Origin of the sequence: Thalassotalea algicola (assembly GCF_012932965.1) — a bacterium.
Classification (GTDB): Bacteria; Pseudomonadota; Gammaproteobacteria; order Enterobacterales; family Alteromonadaceae; genus Thalassotalea_F; species Thalassotalea_F algicola.
Window position 1 is genome coordinate 458,623 of sequence record NZ_JABBXH010000002.1, and the last position, 26,455, is coordinate 485,077.

The following is a 26,455-nucleotide window of genomic DNA, read 5'->3' on the forward strand; positions in this document are numbered from 1 at the left end:
CTCGCTAGTGCTGGTGACAGCGCAGCAGAGCCAGAAGTAGACAGTGCGGTTGATGCTATTGAAGATGGCGCGGATGTCACTGACCCAGATGATATCGATGCATTACTCGCTAGTGCTGGTGACAGCGCAGCAGAGCCAGAACTAGACAGTGCGGTTGATGCTATTGAAGATGACGCGGATGTCACTGACCCCGACGATATTGATGCCTTACTAGATAGTGTAGGTGCAGTGCCAGAAGTAGACAGTGCGGCTGATGCTATTGAAGATGGCGCGGATGTCACCGACCCCGACGATATTGATGCTTTATTAGATAGTGTAGGTGCAGAACCAGAGTCAGAAAATGCGGCTGATGCTATTGAAGATGGCGCGGATGTCACTGACCCAGATGATATTGATGCCTTACTAGATAGTGTAGGTGCAGAGCCAGAAGTAGACAGTGCGGCTGATGCTATTGAAGATGGCACGAATGTCACCGACCCCGACGATATTGATGCCTTATTAGATAGTGTGAGTGCAGAGCCAGAAAGTGCGGCTGATGCCATAGAAGACGGTGCCGATGTTACAGATCCGGATGATATTGATGCATTGTTGGCTAGTGTAGGGGGAGCAGAAGAAACTAAACCAGACGATGCCGCTAGTGATGACAATATGGAAATCACAGATCCTGATGATATTGATGCATTGCTCGATAGCATTGGCGTCAATGATGATGACGATATCGGTCAAACCAGCGATGTTGAAGGAGAAATTTCGGCAGCTGATGAGCTTGATGAAACGAGTGAAATTACGGACGCCGCAGACATTGATGCATTATTATCTGAAGCTGAAAACAGTGATGATGAAACTCAAGAAGCTGAGCATAAGGAGCAAATTGAAGCGTTTACCGAAGATTACGTAGCGCCATTTCTTTCTGCCGATTTTAGCGACATTACTAATGAGGCACCAGACAATGCATCAGAGAGTGCATCAGAAGATACTGATACAATTGAAGTAGACATTGAAGAAGCCTCTGAAGAAGAAATAGAAGATATTATTGACGAAGCACAAATTGATATTGATCAAATCGAAGATCGTGGAGAATCTGAACAAAACTCTCTGGGGCATCCAGAGATTGACGAGATGCTGTCTTCAGGTATAGACGAAAATGACTTGTCTGATGAAATTGATATTGATTCTTTGATTGATGATGTTCAAGAAGGAGCGTCAGAAGAGTTACTTGATATTGGTGATGATATTTTAGGCGGATTTGAAGAACCTGAAGAAACCGAGGTATCGGAAGATATTCTCGCCGGTATTGATAGTGAATTTGACGAATCAACATTATCTGAATTATTGAATGATGAAAAAGAAACTGAGACAGCGGTAGAGCTCTCTCCTGATTTTACCGATAGCAATGTTTTAGCGGACTTACTTGCCGAAGGCGAATCAGAGCGTAAAGAAGTAGCAGAAGCAAACGAAATAGATGACATTCAAGAGCTTGATAGTTTAGATTTTGATGAACTACTGGCTAACATTGAAGAAGAATCAAGCACATCAAGTGATGAAGAGGGTTTTGACCTTACTGATGAATTAGATATTGGTGATGATGTATTAGAGGTACCTGAGTTATCAATTACGCCTGAAAATACGCAAGAGCAAGATCAGGTAGAGGACTTTGTTTCAGTTGATTCGTTATTGTCCGATAGTTTAGATACGCCAAATCAAGAAGAACCTTATGAGCATGCGAATATCGATGTCGGGTTAGGCGAATTCCCTGAATTTACATCAGATGGCAATGACGTCGATGTTGATGACGATGACAATGGCGTAGCTGCTAAATTAGATTTAGCTAAAGTCTATTTAGAAATTGGTGACAAAGAAAATGCCGAAGTTATTTTAAATGATGTAGTGCAAATGGGTGATGCGCAACAGCAATTTGAAGCGCAACAATTACTCGACAATTTATAGTAAAGGTAGTGTTTTAAAAAACGTCGCTTATAGCGGCGTTTTTTTATGCCTACAGTTCTCAGGTAAAGCGTTGTGGTATTCAATGTAAAAATTTAGGATAATGCGCGCCTTAATCGCTGGAGGTATAAATGCGTTACGCATTAGGAATTGAATACGACGGTAAAAATTACTGTGGTTGGCAAAAGCAAAATCATTCCCCAAGTGTCCAAGAAACACTTGAAAAAGCTTTGTCGAAAATTGCAGATGAGCCAATAGAAGTAGTCTGTGCTGGGCGCACAGATACAGGCGTGAATGCAACTAACCAGATTATTCATTTTGATACTGACAAACAACGTAAAGATGTTGCTTGGACGTTAGGCGTAAATACTAACCTCCCTAAGGACATTGCTGTTCGTTGGGTAAAGCAAGTAAATGATGATTTTCATGCTAGGTTTAGTGCAACAGCAAGGCGGTATCGCTATGTCATATACAACGCCCGTTTAAGGCCTGCGATTCTAAATAGTGGTATGACGTTCTATCAACACCCTCTTAATGAGAAAGATATGCACCAAGCCGCCCAGGTTTTGGTTGGAGAGAATGATTTTACTTCATTTCGCACAGTGCATTGCCAAGCTCATTCTCCAATTAGAACATTGTCACATTGTAATGTTACTCGTTCAGGTGATTATTTAGTGTTAGATGTTAAAGGAAACGCCTTTTTACATCATATGATTAGAAACATAGCGGGTAGTCTAATGAGAGTCGGCCGAGGAATTGAAACAATTGACTGGGTTGCTGAAGTTTTAGCCGCTAAAAATCGCTGTGTAGCAGGAATGACGGCACCAGCGGCTGGGTTATATTTTGTCGATGTTGATTATCCTGAGCAATTTTCTATTCCTAAGTGCCCATTGGGTCCGCTATTTTTACCTGATTAAGCTGCTAATAGATAACAACACAGACCAGTTTTTTGTAACCCATGTACTGTAAATTATGGTTTAATTCGCCGTTATATTTGTTTTCACTAGTTATTTAGCGAAGGTTGATGCAAAATTGAGCACTTGACCTTCCTGATTTTTGCAATAGGCATTTTATATTTATGAGCTGGATAGAAAAAATTCTCCCGAAAGCAAAAGGGACACAAAAACGTAATATCCCTGAAGGTGTATGGACTAAATGTGGTTCATGTAACGCAATGCTATACAAAGCGGAAGTAGAGCGCCAAATTTATGTTTGTCCAAAATGTGATCATCATATGCGTGTTTCTGCTCGTAATCGCATCGAAATGTTTTTAGATCAGGGTGAACGGTTAGAAATTGGTGGTGATCTAGAGCCACAAGATATTTTGAAATTTAAAGACTCAAAACGTTATAAAGATCGTATTTCGTCAGCGCAAAAAGTAACAGGCGAAAAAGATGCGTTAGTTGTAATGAAAGGTGAACTTAACGGCATGCCAATTGTGGCTGCTGCATTTGAATTTTCTTTTTTAGGCGGTTCAATGGCATCGGTAGTAGGTGCTCGATTCGTTCAAGCTGTGGAACATTGTTTAGAACATAACTTACCGTTTGTTTGTTTTTCTGCAAGTGGCGGCGCTCGAATGCAAGAGGCTTTGTTCTCACTAATGCAAATGGCTAAAACCAGTGCGGCTTTAGCGAAAATGAGTGAAAAAGGCTTACCATATATTTCAGTGTTAACCGATCCTACAATGGGTGGTGTTTCTGCGAGTTTAGCTATGTTAGGTGATATTAATGTGGCAGAGCCAAAAGCATTAATCGGCTTTGCCGGTCCTCGCGTTATAGAACAAACAGTAAGAGAGAAGCTACCTGAAGGATTTCAGCGCAGTGAATTCTTGTTAGAGAAAGGCGCTATTGACCTTATTGTTGATCGTCGTGAAATGCGTGCTACTTTATCTCGTTTGTTGTCTAAGTTTATGGCTGTACCTAGCTTAGAAGCGGCTAACTCAAACTAATATTAAAAGAAGGTTTAACAATTACTTAAATGAGTAAACTACCTTTAGAAAGCCATTGTGATGATTGGTCATTATCACAATGGCTTTGTTATTTAGAAACTATACATACTCAAGAAATAGACTTGGGGTTAGATAGGATTAATCGAGTAGCTAAGTCAATGTCGATTTCATTAGACTTTGCCAAAGTTCTTACGGTTGCAGGTACTAATGGTAAAGGCACGACTTGTGCGTTTATTGAAAATTACTTACTTAGTCGAAATAAAACAGTTTCAGTATACTCTTCCCCTCACATAGAACGCTTTAATGAACGTTTAAGAACAAATCGAGTCGAGGTTGAAGACAAATATTGGATAGCGGCCTTATCAAAAGTTGAAAGGGCTCGCCAATCAACATCTTTAACTTATTATGAATTTACTACATTAGCTGCATTTGTCATTTTAGCTGAACTATCTCCTGAATATATCATTTTAGAAGTTGGTTTAGGGGGGAGGTTAGATGCAACCAATATTATCAACCCTGATATTGCGGTACTCACTAGTGTCGCGCTAGATCATCAAGCATTTCTAGGTAACACACGAGAAGCTATTGGTTATGAGAAAGCTGGAATTTTTCGTTCTGGTATTCCCGCGGTCATTGGTGAGAAAGATACACCAACTACAGTACTTAATCATGCCGAAAATATTGGTGCTCGGGTTATTCAACGTGAATACGATTTTAAAGTAGTGGACGACGAAAATAGTCAACTATGGAACTGGCAGTCAGGCGATATTAAACTGAATGGGCTAGTTACTCCGTTTATACCTAAAGATAATGTTGCAACCGCTATAGCGGTCATATCGAACTTGGGTTTTGAGTTAACTCAATCACAGCTAAATTCGGTAATATCTGAAACCAAAGTGCCTGGTCGAACTGAGTTATTTCACGATAAGTGTGATGTTATGTTAGATGTTGGCCACAATCCTCATGCTGTTAATTATCTAGCGGGCGTACTAAAGCGTCTTAACTACTCTAAAGTGCATGCCGTTGTTGGTATGCTAAAAGATAAAGATATAACCGCTACGTTAAGTACAATTAGCGAGACGGTTGATTACTGGTACTTTGCATCTTTACCTACAGAGCGCGCAGCAACATCGGAAGAAATAAGCCAACTTGCTAAAGTTAATAGTAATTGTTTTGACAATGTTAAACAGGCCTATACAATGGCAAAAAATAATGCATGCTCCGATGAGCTAGTGTTGGTTTTTGGTTCTTTTTTTACCGTTGCTGAAATTAGGCCAATACTGTTGTCAGATTAACCAGTAATTGCGAGGGAATTTCGCTTGTCTACACCGTTCCAGAATCGTTTAGTAGGTACTATTATAGTTGCCGCCGCTGTCGTTATTTTTTTACCTGATATTTTAGACGGCGAAAAAGAAAGTTATCAGGCAGACTTTGAAGCAATTCCTCAAGCGCCAGCGTTTGAAGGTAGTAAAGAGCACAAAAAATTCCCTACTGAAAAGCTTAAAGAAATTCCACAGCAAACCTTAAGTGATGAAACTGCCGCTGATGATCTACTTGTGGCTCAAAACGCTGATAAAGAAAAAGATGCTAATGCATTAGCTAAAGCTACCCCACAAGAAACTGAAAACGTTACTAAAGAACCAGCAGCTAAACCTGCAGCGCAAAAAGTTGATAGCACAAAGGTTAATAAAACCCAGCCTGCTGTTAGTAAAGACAAGTATGCTTGGGTTATTCATCTGGGGAGTTTTAAGCATCAAAAGAATGTTGATGAATTGATGCGTAAATTAAAAAAAGGTGGATATACAGCTTTTACTCAGCCAATTAAAACGAAGAAGGGTGCGTTAACTAAAGTAATTGTCGGCCCTAATTTACATAAATCTGATCTTGAGAAAAAACTTAGTGAATTGAAAGCACTAACAAAAGTACAAGGTAGAATTGCTCGTTTTAAAGTAACAAAATAATAAAAAATCTAGGATAGCGCTCTAGCTTCTGTTAGAATGCGCGCCACTAATTTCTTGAGAATACTCAGTATATGGTTTGGATAGATTATGCCATTTTAACAGTGATCGGCATATCAACCTTAATTAGTTTAGTTCGTGGTTTTGTTAAAGAAGCAGTGTCTCTAGTTGTCTGGATCGGTGCCTTTTTTATCGCGAGCTCATTTTATCCAAATTTGGCTGCTCTGCTTACTAATATCTCTGATCATTTCCTGCGAAATGCCGCAGCAATTGCTATCCTTTTTATCACTACGTTAATTCTTGGCGCTCTGGTTAATTATGTTATTGGCCAACTTGTTCAGAAAACCGGACTGTCCGGCACTGATCGCGTTTTAGGTTTGGCATTTGGTGCGTTAAGAGGTGTGTTAATTGTAAGTGCCTTGCTGTTCTTTATGGACGCATTTACCGCGAGTGCTTCAACGCACTGGTGGCAAGGCTCTACTTTGATCCCAGAGTTTAAGTTAGTGATAGAGTGGTTTTTTGAGTACCTTAAGCAAACTTCAAGCTTTTTAACTTAAGCACATTCGGCGGGGAATAGGTTTATGTGTGGTATTGTTGGCATTGTAGGTAATACATCTGTCGCTCAGTCTATATATGATGGTTTAACGGTTCTACAGCATCGTGGTCAAGACGCAGCTGGTATCGTAACCATAAATGACAATACGTTTCGATTACGTAAGGCTAATGGTCTAGTTAAAGATGTGTTTCACACGCGTCATATGCTTAGATTGCAAGGCAACATTGGGATAGGTCATATTCGCTACCCGACTGCAGGAACATCAAGTTCATCAGAAGCACAGCCATTCTATGCTAACTCACCTTTTGGTCTTGCTTTAGCGCATAACGGTAACTTAACCAATTATGCCGAATTAAAGCAATGGCTATTTGAATCTGCTCGTCGTCATGTAAATACGACTTCAGATTCTGAATTATTACTTAATATTTTAGGTCATGAGCTGGCGCAAACTGAGCATTTAAATTTAACACCCGACGATGTGTTTACATCTATTGCTAACGTACATAAGCGCGTACGTGGTGGTTATGCTACGGTTGCCATGATTATTGGCCACGGTATGGTAGCGTTTCGTGACCCTAACGGTATTCGCCCGCTAGTATTTGGTAAACGAGAAACTGATAAAGGTGCTGAATATATGGTGGCATCAGAGTCAGTAGCTTTAGATGCTTGTGACTTTGAGTTTGTGCGTGATGTAGCGCCTGGAGAAGCTATTTATTTTACAGAAGATGGTAAAATCCATAGTCAGCAATGTGCAGAAGCGCCAAGTTATAGCCCTTGTATATTTGAATTTGTATATTTTGCTCGTCCGGATTCAACGATAGATAAAATGTCGGTATACGGCTCGCGTGTTGAAATGGGTAAAAAGCTTGGTGAAAAAATTGCCAAAGAATGGGATGACTTAGATATTGATGTGGTGATTCCTATTCCTGAAACATCTTGTGATATCGCATTACAAATTGCTCATCAATTAGATATTCCATATCGCCAAGGTTTTGTTAAAAACCGTTATATTGGCCGCACATTTATTATGCCCGGACAGGAAATGCGTAAAAAGTCTGTTCGTCGTAAACTAAATGCGATTGGTGCAGAGTTCAAAGGTAAGAATGTTCTACTTGTTGATGACTCTGTTGTTCGCGGTACAACGTCTGAGCAAATTATTGAAATGGCGCGTGCTGCTGGGGCAAAGAAAGTTTACTTTGCATCTGCAGCGCCAGAAATTCGTTTCCCTAATGTTTACGGTATCGACATGCCAAGTGCAAACGAGCTAATTGCTCATGGTCGTGAGGTTGAAGATATTTGTGAAATTATCGGTGCTGATGAACTGATCTTCCAAGATATTGAAGATTTAGTGGCGGCAGTGCGTATATCAAACCCTGAAATCAAGCGTTTTGAAACATCAGTATTTGACGGTGTTTATATTACCAACGACATTGATCAAGGTTATTTAGAAGAACTTGATGCGGCTCGTAACAATGAATCTAAAGAGCAAACTGATAAGAATGCAGATTCGATTATTGACCTTCACAATGAAGGGGCATAACTCTTAGTTAAAGAGTTAGTATCAGGCATAAAAAAGCACCTTAAGGTGCTTTTTTTGTTTTAAATGTTTGCCTATGTATTTGTTTATTTCTAATAAAAGATATTAAGAAATATATTCAGGACCTAAGCCTAAGCTCCAAAGAATAGCCGTAGCTGCCATAATGCTTACAAGAAGTACTAAGCCGCAAGTAACTACTGAACTTGCATAAATAAACCCCTTTTCTTCAGGAATATTCATCATAATAGGAACCCCTGAATAAAGCAGGTATACCGAATAAGCAATAGCTGCTAAGCCTGCTGAAACGACAAACCATAGCACAGGGAATAGTGCCGTAATGCCCACCATTAATAAAGGTGTTGCAGTATAAGCTGCTAGTTCCAATGATTGAGTAAAGTTAGGTGATGAATCAAATGTTTTTGCCATCCAATGTATTAAATACGCCAATGCAAACACGCCAGCTATCATTGATGCATACATGCCGATAGACATAATCATGGCGCTATTTTGTGTTAACTTTATCGGATCGCCTGCGCCGATTGACCAACCGACATGTGCAGCAGCGTAATAACCGCATATTGAAGGTATTAATGCCACTATCAGTATATGAGCTAAGCTGTACATCAAGCTCTCATGACGTTTCTCTATTGTTTGCCACTCTTCTCGTGGGTGGGCATACAAACCCCAGATATGATTTAGGATCATAGTATTATCCTCTCGCTGTCCCCGATTAATGGTACGGTATTGTTATTTTTGTTCGCCGTACTGCTTAACGTCGGTTATATATTTTTTTAATGCCGACTATTTATTTATGTAATATGGTTAAGCATTCGTCAAGAATAGAATGAAAATTAAGCGAAAAAGATCGGATAATTCTAAATATACGGTCAAAAAGTGTACGATCAGGCGACTTTTACTCTGACAACATTCATCACTTCAATGTCAAAACCCGCGACATTTTCTGTCGTTGGATAATAAGTTAGGTTTACTCGTTGGCCTTTTAAGTTTTGGTAGCGTTTTTTGCGTTTATATTTAAATGGCGCACTAACATCTTCCAACATTAAGGTGTTAATAATCCATTCTCCATCTTCACGCTGAACATGTGAAACAACTTTTACTTCGATTGAATGAGTTAGATTTTTGTGACTCTTTAATAGTTTATCTACGTCAGTTTTCATTTATATGTATATTCTTTTTAATATTCGGTTTTACATAAGGGCGAAGCTTAGGTGGAAACTTAGCAAATATTCATCTTATTTTAAGGTAATTATTGTATAAAACATACTTATCTTCTTTATGTGGTAGCTCCGCGTTTATATGATGAAACGAAAAATCTTATGTTTGTATTGTTAATTACTACCCTGATTTACCAACTTTATTCACATTATGTTGTATGTACATAAGTTTTTGTCTATATGGAATTTTCTAATAAAACAATATGTAAGTACTTCCATAACTTAACAATTTTAGCTAAATTGGTAAACGATATTCATCAAAGGTTTATTGAGCTGATTTTTAAGCATATTTTATGCTAAATATCGCACTTATAATAAAAATAACAGGTGTACTTGAATGTTGAGATTGGTTTTTGTATTTGTAGCAGGTTTAGTAGTACAGCCTTTAATTGTAGGCGCTAAAGGATTTAATTTTCCTGATAATATTTGTACTTCTGATGTGTGCGATGAGAATGGTGATTGTACGAAGGTAAATCAATGTTTATACCTTGATGCAACAGCTGAACACTGTCAAGTTTCCGTTAATAATATACAGGTTAGTTGCGCAGACATTCAAAGCCGAAAACAATTAACTGCAACAGGGCAATGTCAAGACTTAGGTGTAGGTACTTTGGACTCCCCTTGGTGTACAGTCGCGCAAGCTGCTTCCTATGCAACTGCAGGAAGCTTGGTATTAATCGCTCCAGGAAAATATTTAACGCCAGGAGGTACTCATGGTTTACATGATTTTAATTCCGAAGGAACTGAAGTCGCTCCTATAGTGTTTCGTAACGCTACTTTTGATCCATCAAAGCCATCTATACCACAAGAGGAAGTTGTAATAACTCCTTTTACAAGCGTTAGTGGTTGGGCACAGCTTGATGCGGGTGAAGATTATTTAATATGTGAACATAATGGTTTAGTTAACGACTCAACGACGTTTAATGGTATTTCGACAAATATAAAATCTTTGGGAAACGACAAACCTTTCATGAAATTATTTAGTGAACAATGTGGCACAAGAACAAACGCTGATGCGCTAAATTATTTAAAAGATTTGTCATGGTTGCCAAAAACCAGGAAAAATGATCAAGGATATTTCGTTCAAGTTTGGAATGAAGGCATTATAAAAGGAAGTTCCAATTGTCCTGCTTTGAATTCAAGCGAAGGTGGCTCTACAGTTGTTCGAGTAAATAAAACTGAAAATGTCCAGCATTGCAGTGACTTGAGCTTACAAACCACCGGTGTTGGACATACTGTTCATTTACAATCTACGGGGGATATTTGCGGCGATCTAGAAGAAATTTTGTCTCGACAAGGCCTAGATTCTGCGGATGTTAGCTATACTGACGATGAGGCTGATCATATTCGGTTTGAAGGATTAACAATTGATGCAGCGAATTATGGTTTAACGATAGAAACTGATCATATCGATTTATTTTATTCTAAAATTCAGGGCAGTTATAAAGATGCAGTGAAAGCGATTGGCAACGAAGCTTGGGATCATAGAAGACCAAATCATTGTTCAAGAGCCGAGGTTTCTCCTGTCTTAGGTGAGCCAGCCGCCGAATTACAAGACTTAATTAATTATTGTAAAGGTATTTCTGGAGGTAGCTTACTAGTAGGGGATTTGATTTCACCACCTAGTTGTACAGGAAGTACCTTGGATACATTTAGCTTGGAGCCTGACTATTTCTACTGGGATCTTCCTTTAGAGCAAGGTAAGGCGGCAATGTTGGCAGCAAGAGACAGTCAGTCGGACGAGTATTGTGTTGGTAATGAGTGCGTAACTCAAACTAGCGGTACATTCAGCAAGTACTGTAATGAAGTTGTCCCTACATTTAAAGTCGAAGAAAATGGTACTGCAAAGACTATCCCCGATAACTGCAATGATTTCTATTATTTTAATGCCGAAAATGTGAATTTACTTCACAATGAAATTCGATATTTTGGTGAAGATGCTATTGATATTACTGGAGGAGATTATTGGAAAGTATTTGGAAATACTATTCATAGCAGTATTATAACCCATGGTGCTTCTCAAATGCCTTCAGGTGTATTGACGAAAAATCATTCAACTGGAAATAGTATCGAAGAAAATCTATTTTTTAACATTCACCATAGTATTACCGGCATTATTAGCTTAGGTGGCGCCCCCTCAGAAAAAGGATCAGCGTCTGATGCATTAGCAATGAACAATGTAATGATTAGTGTTTCTGGAAACAATATCCTACACGTTCCTAGTTGCGACGGTTGTCTAGTCGCTCATAACTTAATGATGGATGTTACAATCGGAGAAGAGGGAAGTAGAAGCCGCGGTTTTATACATGTTGGTGGAAATAGAAAGAGTTGTCTATCGGCTAATGGAGATAAAATCGATTGCAGTACTGAAAAAAGAGGTGCAGCATACCAAGGTAAAGGTAATTCTATTGTTAATAACGTGGTGGAGTTGATTAAGTGGCGTGATACTGACTCATATAGGTTATTGAGTTTTGGTGGCTTTAAATCAGATGAACAATTAGGCTATGTTTATAATGGTGATAATGAACTCTGTGTTTCATCAAATAATATCAGCGCTGGTGCAGGGATTACATCAGTAACAACGCATGTCACTGATTCAGAAGTGAAAAACTTAGCATGTAAAATAACATCAAGCCAACAATCAAAACCTATTGTATTTCAGAATGTACGTATTAATGAATGTGTAAATAATCAAAAAGTAAATCAAGCGGGTATAAATGAAAATTCATTGTATGAATGTCTACAATACTCGTCTGAAGAAATTTCAGGAAATCCTGTAATCCTAAAGGCTACTTCGATATTCAATGATATTGGTTTTGATTACAATAACGCCGATATTAAATTGGTGGGAAGCTGTTCTGATAGCGGTTCTAATTGTACTAAAGATAGTCAATGTAGTGCTGGGTTTTGTGCTATTGAGCCGAGCTATATTGAACGCTGTAAATTAGGCCCTTTAAATTCAATATCTTCACCTGATCCTGTATGTAGGGACTTATTGGAGGCTCCATTGTCGCCAAATAATTATACCGGAAATGCATATCCTGAATTTACGTGGAGAAATGTTGAAAATGACCTAGAGTACCAATTTTTATTGTATCGCTTTCATCCTGATGGTGGAGTTAATGATGCTGCGTGGTCAGAATTGCTTTCTTACGACAATATAAAATTGACTCAATGTAATCAAAGTGGAATTTGCTCTCATAGAGCTAAAAACCTTTTAACAGACGGTACTTATACTTGGAAATTGAAGCGAAGAGCTAATAGTGGATGGGGAAGTTGGTCAACAACACAAGTATTTAGTGTTTTAGAGCCAGATAGAAAGGGGCATACTCTAAGTTTACCTACAGGGCAAATTTATCCTAAACACGGCGAGCATGTTGGATCTGACCCTAAACTTAATTGGCAATATGATCCTTATGCAAATGCATACTCCATTTTATTTTATCGATATACAGGAAGTTATGAGCTAATGGTCAATTTAAAACTTAACTCTGATCAACTAGCTTGCGATTATCAAACTGGATGTAAGATTTTGGTCAGCAAATTATTGTCGTTGATGAATAGTGACGAATCGGAATTAACCTCTGGCACATATACTTGGAAGACCAAAAAATGGACCAACGGAGAGGCAAGCTCATGGAATAACCCTACTTCGGTACTTTATGTCGATTAGAGGTTTAAGGAGTGTGAATTTGATGATGGCTGTAGACTTATATGTTAAAATTTTTTGATTTTCTAATGAAGAATTTTAATTAATGTCTACAGAACAACTTTTAGCACCGATTAAAAGCTTTCTACAATGCGATACACCACAAGCTTGGATAGATAAAGCAAAACAACCAGAGCAGTTGGAAATTTTGCTAATTGACCATATGATCTGTGAGCTTAAAGCGGCGCAAACCGCTATGTACTTGATCCGAAAGTATGCTGTTGATAAAGAAAGTGGCGATGCGCTTTTAGCGTGGCTTGCGCCATATGAAGAGTTTATTTATCGAAAAAATGGTTCATTAGCGGAACTTGCTGATAAGAACAAGCTATCCAAAAATATTTTGCCAAAGGCGCAATCGGCGTATGGGCAAGATCTAATCGACAAAATGGTGTTATTAATTAAGGAAGAATTACATCACTTTTATCAAGTATTAGAAATAATGGACAGACGTGGCATTGAATATCGCTCAATTACACCAAGCCGATATGCTAAAGGCATGATAAGAAATGTAACAAGTTATGAACCTAATACCTTAGTAGATAAGCTGATTATTGGTGCTTATATCGAAGCGCGATCATGTGAACGATTCGCAAAACTAGCGCCATATTTAGATCAAGAACTTCATGACTTTTACTTATCATTATTGCGCAGTGAAGCCCGACATTATCAAGATTACTTGGCGTTAGCAGAGCAAGTAGCAGGTCAAAGTATCGATGATCGCGTTACGTTTTTTGGTAAACTTGAGGCCGAGTTAATTTCATCTCCGGATAGTGACTTTAAATTCCATTCAGGCCTACCAGGCTAATTTATTCATATAACTACGTAGCTCTACGTAGTTATATTCCTTGCACGGCTTCAAATAAGTTCGTTATTATCGACTGCTAATAATAATGAACATAGGAAGTCAAATGCGTTCCCTAATTTCAATTGCGTGTGCTGTAGCAGCATTATCTGCTTGCCAACCAAGTAATAATCAAGCTGAAAATTCTCAAGCACCTAATGCTCAAGCAGCAAGCCCAGCGATAGAACAATCTGTTATGACAGAATCTGAAAAGCTGAATCAATGGTTTGATGTTAAATATGAAGAGCAACTTCAAACTAGCCCGTTAATGCTTACTTTTCTTGGTCGTAAAGATAAATACGATGAATTTAACTTAATGAATCGTGAAGAAGAAAAGCAGAATTTGGATTGGCAAGCGGCTTCTGTTGAAGAGTTAAAGAGTAAATTTGATTATAAAAAATTAGATGAAGAAGCTAAATCTTCATATGACTTATGGATATATCAATTTGAGGAAGCAAAGGAAGCATTTTCGTTTCCAAATAACGGCTATGTTTTCACTCAAATGAACGGCATGCAGGCATTTCTAACTCAATTTATGATTAATTTTCATAAAGTGGACGAGGCAACGGATATGTCGGCATACAACAAGCGTATTGGTGGTTTAGCAACCGCTTTATCCAATTTGTTAGTGCAAGCAAAGGAAAATGCTGAATATGGTGTAAGACCACCTAAATTCGCTTATCAAGGTGTTATTGAACAGGCACAAAACGTCATTACTGGTCAGCCTTTCGATGACAGTGAGAAGGATGCGCCACTGTGGGCGGATGCTAAAAAGAAAGTAGCAGCATTAAAAGAAGCGGGAAAAATTGATGAAGCAGCAGCTACCGCATTATTAGCAGAAACAGAAAAAGCACTTAAAGAAACATATTTACCTGCTTATCAAAGTCTCGTTTCTTGGTTTGAGCAAGATATGGTAAACGCTGATGAAGTAGCGACAGGTGTAGCTAAGCAGCCTAACGGTGTTACTTATTACAATATGCGACTTAAGCAATCAACGACTACGGCATTAACTGCTGAACAGATCCATGAAATTGGACTAAGTGAAGTTGCTCGTATTACTGAAGAAATGATTGCGATTAAGGAAAAAGTGGGTTTTGAAGGAGATCTACAAGAGTTCTTTAAATTTATCAAAACAGATGAGCAGTTTTTCTATCCAAACAATGATGATGGTCGTCAGGGTTATATTACTGATACTGAAGCCTTCCTTGATGTGATTAATGAAAAGCTGCCAGAGTACTTTGGTATTTTGCCAAAAGCACCATTAGTCGTGAAACGAGTAGAACCATTTAGAGAACAAGACGGCGCTGCTCAGCATTACTTCCCAGGAACGCCAGATGGCTCTAGACCTGGTGTTTACTACGCACATTTATCTGATATGAGCTCAATGCCGAAAAATGAAATGGAAGGTATTGCCTATCATGAAGGCAACCCAGGCCATCATATGCAGATTTCAATAGCACAAGAACTTACCTCTGTCCCTCAATTTAGAACACAAGCTGGCTTTACTGCATATAGTGAAGGTTGGGGCTTATACTCAGAGTTACTTGCTAAAGAAATGGGAGGATATCAAAATGACTTCTCTGATTTTGGTCGTTTAGTTAATGAAATTTGGCGCGCTGTACGTCTAGTTGTCGATACTGGATTACATGCAAAAGGTTGGACAGAAGAGCAAGCATTTGAATATTTTAAATCTAAGGCACCTGTTGCTGAAGATGCAATTCGTTCGGAAGTTCGCCGTTACATTGTATGGCCTGGTCAAGCAACAGCTTATAAAATTGGCATGTTAAAAATACTTGAAATTCGAGCTAACGCTAAAGAAGAGCTAGGCGAAAAATTTGATATTAGAGGCTTCCACGATACGATACTTGGTGGTGGCGCTATGCCATTGCCATTGCTTGAAAAGCGCGTAAAAGGCTGGGTTAATAAAGTGAAGTTGAAAGGGTAATCATCCCTTTTTATTCGCAAAATAAAAAAGCCTGAATTATTCAGGCTTTTTTTATGAGAAATTTTTATAGGAGTTTTTGATGAAGACTAGCCTTCAAACGGTTGACTAAGTAATTGATAACCTTCAGGGGTAAATTTGAGCCATGCTCCTTGTTCGTACCAGTCTCCTAAAACTACCCGTGTCGCACTTTTATCACTCATTGAAATTTGGTGAATCGCAGGTCTGTGAGTGTGACCATGAATCATCAAGTCACAGTCGTATACTGCTAAGGCTTTTTCTACAGCTCCTTGGTTAACATCCATGATTTCAAGCGACTTCATTGCTGTTGATTCAGCACTTTGCTTTCGGTAATTTTCAGCAATTTTTTTTCGAAGAGACAAGGGGAGGTTTTTAATAATACCTTGCCACCACCAACTGCGAGATTTCTTTCGAAATTTTTGGTAGTCAATATCATCAGTACAGAGCGTATCGCCATGCAGTATGATTAGTTCATAATCATATAGAGATATTTTCTCTACATCGCCTAATAGTGTCATACCGCACTTAGCTGCATACCTCTTACCGAGCAAGAAATCTCGATTACCCTGAATGAAGTAAATTTCTGTGGTGCTACTTAACTGCTTTAAAGCGTCTGCGATAGTGGTAACAAATAAACTATCATCATCATCGCCAAGCCAGTATTCAAAAAGATCACCTAAAATGTAGAGTTTGTCTGCTTGAGGTGCGTCATTTGTTAAAAACGATAAAAAACAGGCCGTAATATCTGGCCTGTTTTGCGCTAAATGCAAATCAGCAATAAAGTAACTAATTGGCATTGTGTTGGACTTCGATGTCATTAATAAAGGTTATTCAACAATCGTTGATTCAATAACGATTTCTTCTTTTGGCACATCGTCATGGAAACCAAAGCGACCAGTTTCAACCACTGTCATTTTGTCTACAATGTCCATACCTTCAACGACTTCAGCAAATACACAGTAACCCCAGCCTTGCGTTGATTCGTTTTTGAAATCGAGGAAGTCATTATCTACTAAGTTGATAAAAAACTGAGCTGATGCTGAGTGTGGATCTTGTGTACGGGCCATTGCAAGCGTACCACGCTTATTGCTTAAGCCATTATTCGCTTCATTTTTTATTGGTTCACGAGTTGTTTTTTCTTCCATGCCAGAAGCAAATCCGCCACCTTGAGCCATAAAGCCTTTAATTACACGGTGAAAAATTGTGCCATCATAGAAGCTATTTTCAGCATATTGTTGAAAGTTTTTGGCTGTAACAGGGGCGTTATCAAAGTCTAATTTAATTTTGATATCACCTAAATTGGTTTTGAATGTGATCATTTTTCATTCCTAATCAATAACGATGGCGGAATTGTATATCAAATAATTGGATTTTTCTCGTTTTCTCTTAGATTGACTGGTGAATCATCACTTTTGATGCGTTACAATACGCGGCCAGCATTCAACGCTGTATTGTTAGTTTATATATCAAGGAAAAATTTAGAAATGTTGCAAATATACAACACCTTAACTCGACAAAAAGAAGTGTTTAAACCAATTGTACAAGGGAAAGTTGGTTTGTATGTTTGCGGTGTAACTGTTTATGACTTATGTCATATCGGCCATGCAAGAACCTACATTAGCTTTGATAATATTACCCGATACCTTAGGTTTTCCGGCTACGACGTTAATTACGTGCGTAATATTACAGATGTAGAAGATAAAATCATCAATCGTGCAAATGAAAATGGCGAGTCACCGGAAGATTTAGTCGAACGCAATGTCGCAGAAATGTATAGAGATTTTGATGCGTTAAATTTATTGCGTCCTAATATCGAACCACGTGTAACCACTCACATGAATGAAATCATTGAGATGATTGAAACATTGGTAGCAAAGAATCATGCCTACGTCACTGGAAATGGTGATGTGTGGTTTGATGTATCTAGCTTCAACGATTACGGCAAACTCAGTGGCCAGAACTTAGAGCAGCTACAGGCGGGTTCGCGTGTCGAAGTCGATGACACTAAAAAGAGTCCAATGGATTTTGCCTTATGGAAAAGTGCCAAACCAGGTGAACCTTATTGGGAGTCGCCGTGGGGCAATGGCCGCCCGGGGTGGCATATTGAGTGTTCTGCTATGAATGCGAAAGAGCTAGGTAAGCATTTCGATATTCATGGTGGAGGTTCAGATTTAACGTTTCCTCATCATGAAAACGAAGTAGCTCAAAGTTGCTGTGCACTAGATACGCCTTATGTAAATTATTGGATTCACTCGGGTATGGTGCAAGTGGATCAGGAAAAAATGTCTAAATCGTTAGGCAACTTTTTTACCATCAGAGAAGTTTTAGAAAAGTATGATGCAGAAACAACACGCTTTTTCTTAACCTCTGGTCAGTATCGTAGCCAGTTAAATTATTCGACTGAGAATTTAGATCAAGCAAGAGCATCAGTGGAGCGCATTTATACCGCGTTACGTGATGTTCAAGTACCAACAGATTTCGTTTTAGATAAGACTAACTCGCAAGTGGTAGAGTTTTGTCAGGCGATGGATGATGACTTTAATACGCCTGAGGCAATAGCGGTATTATTTGAATTAGCTAAACAATTAAATGTTGCTAAACAAAACAACGACACCTCTGCGCCGATATTAGCTGGTACATTAAAAGCATTAGGCGGTTTGTTGGGACTGCTACAGTTGAGTCCTGCCGAGTTTTTACAAGGCGGCGGTGATGACGACGAAGTTGCTGAAATAGAAGCGTTAATTGCTCAGCGTAATCAAGCTCGTGCCGATAAAAATTGGGCTCTTGCTGACGATGCTCGTGACAAATTAAAAGCATTGAATGTTGTACTTGAAGATAGTGCAGGCAAAACAACTTGGCGTAAATCGTAAGTTATTTTGTTCTGACGTCATTTATTCAAATTGACACGTTTATAAAGCCAGCAACTTATTGAAGTATGCTGGCTTTTTCCATCTAATAGTTTATTTCCCTTATTCTTTTCTTTACTCATCATACAACTTAAGTAAGAATAACTGTTAATATTTACAGTGTTGGTGGTGGTTGTGATTCAAATACCTGATTCGATGACGTTTGAACTAAGTTTATTATTTGCGACGCTTGTCATAACGTTCCTGAACTTAGTTATTGTATTTATTGTTGTGGCACGAATAAAAAATAACAAAGCAGAACAAGTTAGTGCTACACAAAATCAAGCGCACCTGCTTGAGCAATCCTTTTCAGATATTTATATCAAGCTCGTTAAGCAGCAACATAGTAGCGATCAAAAAACACAACAGATTTTATTTGAAAAATTCCAATCAGTTAACCAGCTTTTAAGTAATAACAATCAACGTGTTGCAGAACAGTTAACGTTAATGGCGAAGGTTAATCGTGAAGAGCAAACGGCAAGCATTGAAAAGCTAACCCAATCAACCGATAAACGTTTACAAGAAATAAGTGGTCAAGTCGATAAGCGTTTAGCAGAAGGCTTTGATAAAACCACACAAACTTTTAACGACATATTAAAACGTTTAGCGTTAATAGACGATGCTCAAAAGAAAATAACTGAGCTATCAAGTAATGTGGTGAGTTTGCAAGAAGTCTTAGCCGATAAACGTTCTCGTGGTGCCTTTGGTGAGGTACAGCTCAGTGCACTTGTCAGGAATGTATTGCCTGAGAGCCAGTTTTCACTGCAACATTCGCTGTCTAACGGTAAAGTGGCGGATTGCTTGTTATTTCTACCTAAACCTACGGGCAATGTCGTAGTAGATGCAAAGTTTCCATTGGAAAGCTATAAAACCATGGCTAATCCACACGAAGAGCAACTTCTTCGTAATAATGCGCAGAAACAGTTTAAGCAAGACATTAAAAAACATATTAATGATATCGCTAGTAAGTATTTAATTGAAAATGAAACTTCAGACGGCGCGGTTATGTTTATACCAGCAGAAGCTGTATTTGCTGAAATTCACGCTCATCATAGCGACTTGGTAGAGTATGCAAATAAACAGCGAGTGTGGCTAGCTTCACCAACTACACTGATGGCAATTTTAACCACTGCAAGAGCAGTGATTAAAGATGAAGCTACCAAACAGCAAGTGCATATTATTCAGGAGCATCTCGCTGTTCTCGCTCAGGATTTTGACCGCTTTAAAGGGCGTTTTGGAAACTTGGCGAGGCATATTGATCAAGCGGCAAATGACGTCAAACAAATCCATACCTCAGCCGATAAAATAACCCGCAGATTTGAAAAAATTGAACAGGTTGAAATTACTGAGCCTGATAGTGCTGAACTTTTAACTTCGCAAGATTAATTTTTCGAGATTAGGCTTCGCTAAATTAATTTAAGCACTTTCTTGATAAAGCTGTACTCGATTTCGGCCAAGTTCCTTTGCTAAATATAGTGCTTTATCTGCGTGAATTAGCACATCTTTCATGGTTTTACAGTGTGGTGACTTACTGGCAATGCCGAAGCTGGCTGTGCATGTAAAATATTGTTCGCCAACAATCGGAATGTTATGGCATTCGATACTTAATCTAAGTTGCTCGGCAATATTATTTGCCTCTTGTTGTGTAGTATCTGGCAGAATAATGGCAAACTCTTCACCGCCAATACGCGCAAATAAGTCCTGTTTGCGACATTGACTAGTGACCACTTTAGTAATTTCAGTTAAACATAAATCGCCAACGAAATGACCGTATTGGTCGTTGATACGTTTGAAGTAATCAAAGTCGAGCAAAACAATGGTAAAAGGTCGTTGATGAGACTGAGCTGAAGAAAATAAGGCTTTACCTTGCTCAAAAAATGAATGGCGATTAGCAATGCCAGTTAATGAATCTGTGGTTGCTTGCCGTGTTAATTTGAGCTCATTTGCTTCGATTTCATTGGCAAAAATGGTTAGTACTAATATGACTTCAAGCATGTTCACTAAGATGACAGATTGATATATTAAGTGATTTAACTCGTCACTTAATTCAATGAGTGGCGTAGTATTTATTGTGTTTTCACAATAAAAATAGAGTATTACTGCGGTTAAGCTAAGTAGGACCTTTTCTTTCTTTTCTTGTAATTCAAATAATAAAAAAGCCCCTGTTGGCACTAGAAAATAGTATAGGTGAAAGCCAGACTCATTAGTTACATATAGGTTAGTGCAAACGAGTAGATGCACCATTAATACGCAGAAAAACCATATTTTACTGCCTTTAAAAGCTTGGTAATGATTGAAAACTAACGTTAAAGCGTACGCCAGGGTAAATAGTGCGTTAATACTCGCTACAATCTGGTTATCTAAAACGAAGACATATGAAAGTGTATACAGGCCAGAAATAACGCAAGTAATAAGTGCTATTAAGTTCATCATGCGAACTTTGTTAGCAACTGAAAACGGTTTAAATGCAGTTCCCAAAGAAATGAGCTTCTCTAACATCCTATACCTATAAAGCGAAATGAATTATGAACAAGCTTAGTTTATCGGAACTGATTTATCTTTGGCAGCTATTTAAGAGAATAAAAAATTTAAAAATACCAAAAGCTACGTGTAAGCAGGTAACTTTTGGCTTTAATTGTAATGCAAGTTCGTATCGTTAATTAAAATGCAACGTTAACGAATACGACAGTAAGTAAAATAGGGCATACATATCTTAAGTAATTGCCCCACACCCAAAGCCATTTATCATTTGATAGTCGTGATTTATCGGTAAGTTTATTACCTCTATTCCATATCCAGCCAACAACGAGGAAATAAAACAGGCAACTTAGTGGCTGCATTATGGTTGTTAACACTTGAATAACAATACCAAAAAGCGCTTCGAAAAATGCGATTAATACCATGCTGGCGGTTAATACGACAGCAGATACTAACCAAGTCGCTTTTTTACGCGACATTGATTTTTCTTCAACAAGGTAGGATACCGGCACTTCTGTTGAAGAAATTGTAGAGGTAAGCGCAGCAATAGAAAGTAATGAGAAAAAGCCCGTAGCGACTAGCAGGCCAACAGTCCCCATCGATTCAAATAAGGTTGGTAGAATTTTAAAAATTAGTTGTCCTTCACCGATTAATTTTTCATCAGCAAATACTTGCTGACCAGCATGTTGTGCAACAAACAACGCTGGAATAATGAGTAAGCCAGCTAAGAAAGCGATGAAGGTATCAAGGGCGCCAATTGAAAGGACTAACTTGCCAATATCTTTATCTTTTTGCATGTACGAGCCATAAACCATCATACCGCCAACACCTATGGATAATGAGAAAAAGGCTTGCCCCATTGCTGAAATGACCAGTGTTGGGTCGGTTACTTGAGTAAAATCAGGAATTAAATACTGTTTTAAGCCAGCCATAGCTCCATCTTGCTGCAATATATAAATTATTAATCCGATTAACATTAATAGCAAAATTGGCATTAAACGAGCCGACCATTTTTCAATACCTGCGTGAACGCCTTGGTGAATAATGGCTGCACCCAACAATACAAATACAGGAGTAAATAGTAAATTTCTTAATGTACTATCGCTCGCTAACCAGTTTGAAAGATCGGTTAATCCGCCAATTGCAGTTACTGCTGAAAGGGCGTGCGATAGCATCCAACCAGCAACAATCGTATAAAAGCTTAGCATCATGATCGCGCCACAAAGACCAGCTTTACCAGCAAAGCGGCCAAAACGAGGTAGGCGATTTTTACATGCCTCACCTAGAGCGCTAACGGGGTTTTTTTGCGCTTGATTACCAATATAAATTTCAGCGTATAGTGCAGGAAGAGCAAGCAACAAGGTTACAACCAAATAGACGAATAAAAATGCGCCACCACCATTATTGGCAGCATTCGTAGGAAAACCCCAAATGTTACCCAAGCCAATAGCGGAGCCTGCAGCGGCTAATACGAAACCTATACGGGAATGAAATGAATCTCTGACCAAAATATACTCTTAGTTCTTATTATTATTTTTGCTTTTGCCGAGCTTACCGACTTCAACTTTGATAGTGAAGTAATTTTTAAATTAGAAAGGTTAATTAAGATAATTTGCTCATGGCTCTTGGCATTGTAAGGCATAGCCCATATGATCTGTTCAATACTAACTTTACGTGAAAAAGAATCAGCTATGTTGCAGTATCAAATTATTCCAGTAACGCCTTTTCAACAAAACTGTACGGTGTTTTGGTGCGACGAAACAAAACACGCGGCAGTGGTCGACCCTGGTGGCGATGTTGAGCAGGTCATTGCATTCATTGATAGCAAAGGCTTAACGTTAGAAAAAGTATTGTTAACTCATGCTCACATTGATCATGCAGGTGCAACAAAAGCGCTTTCAACTCACTACGGTGTAAAAGTCGAAGGACCACAAAAAGAAGATCAATTCTGGATAGATATGATTCCGATGCAAAAAGAGCGTTTTGGCTTTTCTCATGCAGAAGCATTTGATACCGATCGTTGGTTAGAGCAAGGTGACAAAGTGAACTTTGGTAACATAGAGCTGGAAGTTTATTTCTGTCCAGGACATACACCTGGTCATGTTGTGTTCTTCCATCGTGAATCAAAACTTGCGCAAGTAGGTGACGTATTGTTCAAAGGTTCGATCGGTCGAACGGACTTCCCTAAAGGTGATCACGCAACTTTGATTCATTCAATTCGTAAAAACTTATTTCCATTAGGGGATGACGTACGTTTTATTCCGGGTCATGGCCCAATGTCTACTTTTGGAGAAGAACGTCGGAGCAACCCGTTTGTAGGTGATGGAGCGCACTAGCCACAATGAAGAATACAATAATTTTTCGCATGCAGCGACGCTTGAAGGAAGTCGATTCCAGTAAGTGGTTTCAAGGGGTTGTCATCGCGGTCATTATATTATCGGCCTTACTTGTTGGTGCCAAAACTCATAATTTACCTGCTCAAGCTATTGTCGTATTAGCAGCGCTGGATGTAGCGGTTACGGTCTTTTTTGTTGTCGAACTCACTATTCGATTTCTTGCTTACAGAAAAAAGCCGGAATTCTTTAAAAATGGATGGAATATCTTTGATACCATCATTGTTATAGGCTCACTAATTCCATCAGGTGGTTCTGGCGTCTTGATAGCGCGGTTACTGCGTGTATTTAGGGTATTGCGTTTAGTTTCAATGGTGCCGGAATTAAGGCTATTGATAAATGCGCTAATTAAAGCAATTCCTCGTATGGGTTATATCGCGTTGTTGATGTTCGTCATTTTTTACATCTACGCAGCGATTGGTAGTATCGTCTTTAAGGATATCAATGACGTATTGTGGGGCGATGTCTCAATTTCAATGCTTACGCTATTTAGGGTGGCGACATTTGAAGATTGGACTGACGTTATGTATGAAACTATGGCGGTTTATCCAATTAGTTGGATTTACTACCTTACCTTTATTTTCTTAACTGCTTTTATCTTCTTAAATATGATGGTTGGTACTATTCTCGAAGTGATGAGTGAAGAGCATGAAAACTTTCGTGTAGAATCACACGGTGAAAGTAGAGAAGGCGGCGAACCTGCAAGCCGAGCACAAATTGAAGCGTTGCACGACGAAATAGCTGAGTTAAAAGCATTAATTAAGCAAAACACTCGTTAGTTTATTTAGTTAAAATAGATGCAACCCGTTGTTGGAGCAAAGGAATGACATCTTGCTCAAACCACGGGTTTTTCTTTAACCATAAATTATTACGCGGACTAGGATGTGGAAGGGCGATAGTATGCTGTTGTAGTAATACTTGATAATGCTTTACAACGTCGGTGATATTTTTGTATTTAAGGAGTGGGGACTCGCCAGCTAAGTTGGCTAAGTGCCAATCGATAGCATATTTTCCTACTAAAATTGTTAGTTCTATTTGCGGGAGTTTAGCTAGCAAGGGAGCCCGCCAAGTTTTTTCACAAAGTGGAATTGGCGGTAAATCACCTGACTTTCCTTTACCTGGGTAGCAAAAGCCCATAGGCACAATGGCAAGTAGCTCTTCGTTATAAAAGATCGTTTTGTCTACGCCAAGCCAAGTTCTTAGCCGCTCTCCGCTTTTATCATCAAAAGGTCGCAACTTTTCATGAGTGACGACACCTGGCGCTTGTCCAGCAATTAGTATTTTACTGTTAACATTGCACTGTAAAATAGGCCTTGGTGCCAACGGTAATTGGTTTTTACACAGCTGACATTGACTGATCTGAGATAATAGCTGCTTAAGAGAAGTCATTAATGGTTTCTCTAATAGTCCGACTCTTGGTATTGAAAAACATCATTTAATGTAACACCAAACACATCGGCAATTTTAAAAGCAACTTCTAATGAAGGAGAGTACTTGTTTTTTTCAATTGCGACAATGGTTTGCCTTGAAACTTTTATTGCTTGTGCCAAGGCTTGTTGGGTCATTTCACTATGATGAAACCGTAACGTGCGAATATTGTTCGTTATCTCTTTAGCCATAACTAGGCACCTTTATGGTAATGATAGAGTTTTGTAGAAAAACGGATAATTTCTGCCAGTAAAAAACCTACCAATAACATATTTAGTACATTAAATTCCGCACTTAGCGCTTCAAAGTAATAATACGCACCAGGAATAGATTTTAACCATAGCTGTACAACGATGATCATGACCCAAACACTTAATAAATTGTAAGCAGCGTTACTCCCCTTTAAGGCGATCAAGTCATCTCGTTCATCCCTTTGCTGTTCTATTTCATCTTTATTGCTAAAGATTGCGACTATGGTATGAACCGCAATATTAAGAATAACGAGTTGAAAAGCGGTAAAAATTAATAATTCAGTATACCCTTCATTAGTTAACTTATTTGCCTCGTATAAATAGATAAAGCTATCGATGTAGTGATAACCAATAAACAAGGTTATAAAAAATTGAATCCATACACTTTTATGTATAAACGACATGGCTCTTCCTTAAATGTAACAAAATTGAGTGTAAAAAATATTAGACATGGTGTTAATGTAATCATACTTTGTGGTGGTGTCAAATATATTTGTCATTGTGTTTGTTATTTTTAACAATTTAAGGCGTTTCATTTTAATCACATCTGGCTTGAGGCATAATAAGGCTCCATAAACCCTCCTTTAGTTTAATAAAGAACTTTCATAGCAATGCGATTAGATAAATACATCACTAAAAGTACAGAACTGACGAGAAATGAAGCTAAAAGATTGCTGAAAAGCGGACAAATTACGGTTGATGGTGAAATCGTTAAAAATGGTGCGTTTAAGGTTGAAGAAGGTGCTGAAATCAAAGTAGATGGTAGTGTTTTAACCTTGATAGGCCAGCGTTATATTATGATGAACAAGCCACAAGATGTGATTTGTTCTAATGTTGATGAAGTGCACCCATCTATTCTTCACTTTTTAGAAGTTGACCGTGCATTTGAGTTGCATATTGCCGGTAGATTAGATGCTGATACTACAGGGTTAGTATTAATCACTGACGACGGAAAATGGTCGCATAATATTATCTCACCGAAAAAGCAGTGCAAGAAAACTTATCGTGTCTGGTTAAGGGATAAAATTACTCCGCAAGCCATTGCTGAGCTTGAGAGTGGTGTCCAACTTAATAATGAAAAGGGACTTACCTTACCTGCAACGATAGAAGTGATTAATGATGATGAAGTGCTGTTAACGATAATGGAAGGTAAATATCACCAAGTAAAGCGAATGTTTGCTGCGGTTGGTAACTTTGTTGAAGCATTACATAGAGAAAGCATCGGCAACATTATACTCGATGATGACTTAATGTTAGGGGAGTGGCGATATCTTACCGAACAAGAAATCGCATTATTTAGTTAGCAAA

General features: G+C 38.6%; 24 protein-coding genes. 15 read left to right on the forward strand and 9 right to left on the reverse strand.

The features are described from left to right. The 7 genes from HII17_RS06750 to purF form a co-directional block, all read left to right on the forward strand. Positions 1 to 1,947 (forward strand): FimV/HubP family polar landmark protein (locus tag HII17_RS06750; protein WP_169074580.1); only part of this gene is annotated, 1,947 nt, incomplete at its 5' end. Between the two features lie 128 nt (positions 1,948 to 2,075). Beyond that, positions 2,076 to 2,861, forward strand: a complete 786-nt coding sequence (gene truA / locus HII17_RS06755; RefSeq protein ID WP_169074581.1) for a tRNA pseudouridine(38-40) synthase TruA — start codon at positions 2,076 to 2,078, stop codon at positions 2,859 to 2,861. A gap of 161 nt (positions 2,862 to 3,022) precedes the next feature. After that, positions 3,023 to 3,892, forward strand: coding sequence for an acetyl-CoA carboxylase, carboxyltransferase subunit beta (gene accD / locus HII17_RS06760; protein ID WP_169074582.1), 870 nt, complete (start codon positions 3,023 to 3,025; stop codon positions 3,890 to 3,892). 29 nt (positions 3,893 to 3,921) lie between these two features. Beyond that, entirely contained in the window at positions 3,922 to 5,187 is a 1,266-nt protein-coding gene (gene folC, locus HII17_RS06765; protein WP_169074583.1) for a bifunctional tetrahydrofolate synthase/dihydrofolate synthase, read from the forward strand. Positions 5,188 to 5,211: 24 nt separating this feature from the next. Beyond that, complete coding sequence (locus HII17_RS06770) at positions 5,212 to 5,853, forward strand: SPOR domain-containing protein (protein ID WP_169074584.1); 642 nt, start codon at positions 5,212 to 5,214, stop codon at positions 5,851 to 5,853. A gap of 71 nt (positions 5,854 to 5,924) precedes the next feature. After that, entirely contained in the window at positions 5,925 to 6,407 is a 483-nt protein-coding gene (locus HII17_RS06775; protein ID WP_169074585.1) for a CvpA family protein, read from the forward strand. Between the two features lie 24 nt (positions 6,408 to 6,431). Further along, positions 6,432 to 7,946, forward strand: a complete 1,515-nt coding sequence (purF, locus tag HII17_RS06780) for an amidophosphoribosyltransferase (protein ID WP_169074586.1) — start codon at positions 6,432 to 6,434, stop codon at positions 7,944 to 7,946. Positions 7,947 to 8,048: 102 nt separating this feature from the next. On the opposite strand, the gene HII17_RS06785 is transcribed toward purF, so the two are convergent. Both HII17_RS06785 and HII17_RS06790 read right to left on the reverse strand, forming a co-directional pair. Then, positions 8,049 to 8,648 (reverse strand): Yip1 family protein, encoded by a 600-nt coding sequence (locus HII17_RS06785; RefSeq protein WP_169074587.1) that lies wholly within the window; start codon positions 8,646 to 8,648, stop codon positions 8,049 to 8,051. A 197-nt stretch (positions 8,649 to 8,845) separates the two neighbouring features. Continuing rightward, on the reverse strand, positions 8,846 to 9,121 hold the full coding sequence (locus HII17_RS06790) for a hypothetical protein (protein WP_169074588.1): 276 nt from the start codon (positions 9,119 to 9,121) through the stop codon (positions 8,846 to 8,848). A 394-nt stretch (positions 9,122 to 9,515) separates the two neighbouring features. Here HII17_RS06790 and HII17_RS06795 point away from each other — a divergent pair, with 394 nt between their 5' ends. The 3 genes from HII17_RS06795 (at position 9,516) to HII17_RS06805 (ending at position 15,673) form a co-directional block, all read left to right on the forward strand. Continuing rightward, on the forward strand, positions 9,516 to 12,851 hold the full coding sequence (locus HII17_RS06795; protein ID WP_169074589.1) for a hypothetical protein: 3,336 nt from the start codon (positions 9,516 to 9,518) through the stop codon (positions 12,849 to 12,851). An 82-nt stretch (positions 12,852 to 12,933) separates the two neighbouring features. Further along, a complete protein-coding gene (gene miaE, locus HII17_RS06800; RefSeq protein ID WP_169074590.1) occupies positions 12,934 to 13,692 on the forward strand; it encodes a tRNA isopentenyl-2-thiomethyl-A-37 hydroxylase MiaE in 759 nt (252 codons plus the stop codon). A gap of 103 nt (positions 13,693 to 13,795) precedes the next feature. After that, the gene (locus tag HII17_RS06805; RefSeq protein WP_169074591.1) at positions 13,796 to 15,673 is read left to right on the forward strand and encodes a DUF885 domain-containing protein; all 1,878 of its coding nucleotides are present in this window, start codon (positions 13,796 to 13,798) and stop codon (positions 15,671 to 15,673) included. An 86-nt stretch (positions 15,674 to 15,759) separates the two neighbouring features. Here the strand turns inward: HII17_RS06805 and HII17_RS06810 are convergent, their stop codons facing one another. Together HII17_RS06810 and HII17_RS06815 are read right to left on the reverse strand one after the other, a co-directional pair. Then, positions 15,760 to 16,509 (reverse strand): UDP-2,3-diacylglucosamine diphosphatase, encoded by a 750-nt coding sequence (locus tag HII17_RS06810; protein ID WP_408033878.1) that lies wholly within the window; start codon positions 16,507 to 16,509, stop codon positions 15,760 to 15,762. A gap of 9 nt (positions 16,510 to 16,518) precedes the next feature. Beyond that, positions 16,519 to 17,010 (reverse strand): peptidylprolyl isomerase, encoded by a 492-nt coding sequence (locus HII17_RS06815; RefSeq protein WP_169074593.1) that lies wholly within the window; start codon positions 17,008 to 17,010, stop codon positions 16,519 to 16,521. Between the two features lie 165 nt (positions 17,011 to 17,175). On the opposite strand from HII17_RS06815, the gene cysS reads away from it, so the two are divergent. Both cysS and HII17_RS06825 read left to right on the forward strand, forming a co-directional pair. Further along, positions 17,176 to 18,561 (forward strand): cysteine--tRNA ligase, encoded by a 1,386-nt coding sequence (cysS, locus tag HII17_RS06820; RefSeq protein WP_169074594.1) that lies wholly within the window; start codon positions 17,176 to 17,178, stop codon positions 18,559 to 18,561. A 171-nt stretch (positions 18,562 to 18,732) separates the two neighbouring features. Beyond that, the gene (locus HII17_RS06825) at positions 18,733 to 19,983 is read left to right on the forward strand and encodes a DNA recombination protein RmuC (protein ID WP_328824489.1); all 1,251 of its coding nucleotides are present in this window, start codon (positions 18,733 to 18,735) and stop codon (positions 19,981 to 19,983) included. 30 nt (positions 19,984 to 20,013) lie between these two features. On the opposite strand, the gene HII17_RS06830 is transcribed toward HII17_RS06825, so the two are convergent. Next, complete coding sequence (locus tag HII17_RS06830) at positions 20,014 to 21,096, reverse strand: GGDEF domain-containing protein (RefSeq protein ID WP_169074595.1); 1,083 nt, start codon at positions 21,094 to 21,096, stop codon at positions 20,014 to 20,016. A 161-nt stretch (positions 21,097 to 21,257) separates the two neighbouring features. Next, positions 21,258 to 22,583, reverse strand: coding sequence for a sodium-dependent transporter (locus HII17_RS06835; protein ID WP_211185278.1), 1,326 nt, complete (start codon positions 22,581 to 22,583; stop codon positions 21,258 to 21,260). 186 nt (positions 22,584 to 22,769) lie between these two features. Here HII17_RS06835 and HII17_RS06840 point away from each other — a divergent pair, with 186 nt between their 5' ends. After that, positions 22,770 to 23,411, forward strand: coding sequence for an MBL fold metallo-hydrolase (locus HII17_RS06840; RefSeq protein ID WP_169074948.1), 642 nt, complete (start codon positions 22,770 to 22,772; stop codon positions 23,409 to 23,411). A gap of 5 nt (positions 23,412 to 23,416) precedes the next feature. Further along, positions 23,417 to 24,247 (forward strand): ion transporter, encoded by an 831-nt coding sequence (locus HII17_RS06845; RefSeq protein WP_169074596.1) that lies wholly within the window; start codon positions 23,417 to 23,419, stop codon positions 24,245 to 24,247. A 1-nt stretch (position 24,248) separates the two neighbouring features. On the opposite strand, the gene HII17_RS06850 is transcribed toward HII17_RS06845, so the two are convergent. Genes HII17_RS06850 through HII17_RS06860 form a run of 3 tightly spaced genes read right to left on the reverse strand, consistent with a single transcriptional unit; the run spans position 24,249 to position 25,551 of the window. Further along, on the reverse strand, positions 24,249 to 24,857 hold the full coding sequence (locus HII17_RS06850) for a uracil-DNA glycosylase family protein (protein ID WP_169074597.1): 609 nt from the start codon (positions 24,855 to 24,857) through the stop codon (positions 24,249 to 24,251). 11 nt (positions 24,858 to 24,868) lie between these two features. After that, a complete protein-coding gene (locus HII17_RS06855; protein WP_169074598.1) occupies positions 24,869 to 25,087 on the reverse strand; it encodes a helix-turn-helix transcriptional regulator in 219 nt (72 codons plus the stop codon). Between the two features lie 2 nt (positions 25,088 to 25,089). Further along, positions 25,090 to 25,551, reverse strand: coding sequence for a hypothetical protein (locus tag HII17_RS06860; RefSeq protein ID WP_169074599.1), 462 nt, complete (start codon positions 25,549 to 25,551; stop codon positions 25,090 to 25,092). Between the two features lie 207 nt (positions 25,552 to 25,758). On the opposite strand from HII17_RS06860, the gene rsuA reads away from it, so the two are divergent. Further along, complete coding sequence (gene rsuA, locus HII17_RS06865) at positions 25,759 to 26,451, forward strand: 16S rRNA pseudouridine(516) synthase RsuA (RefSeq protein ID WP_169074600.1); 693 nt, start codon at positions 25,759 to 25,761, stop codon at positions 26,449 to 26,451. Positions 26,452 to 26,455 lie beyond the last annotated feature (4 nt).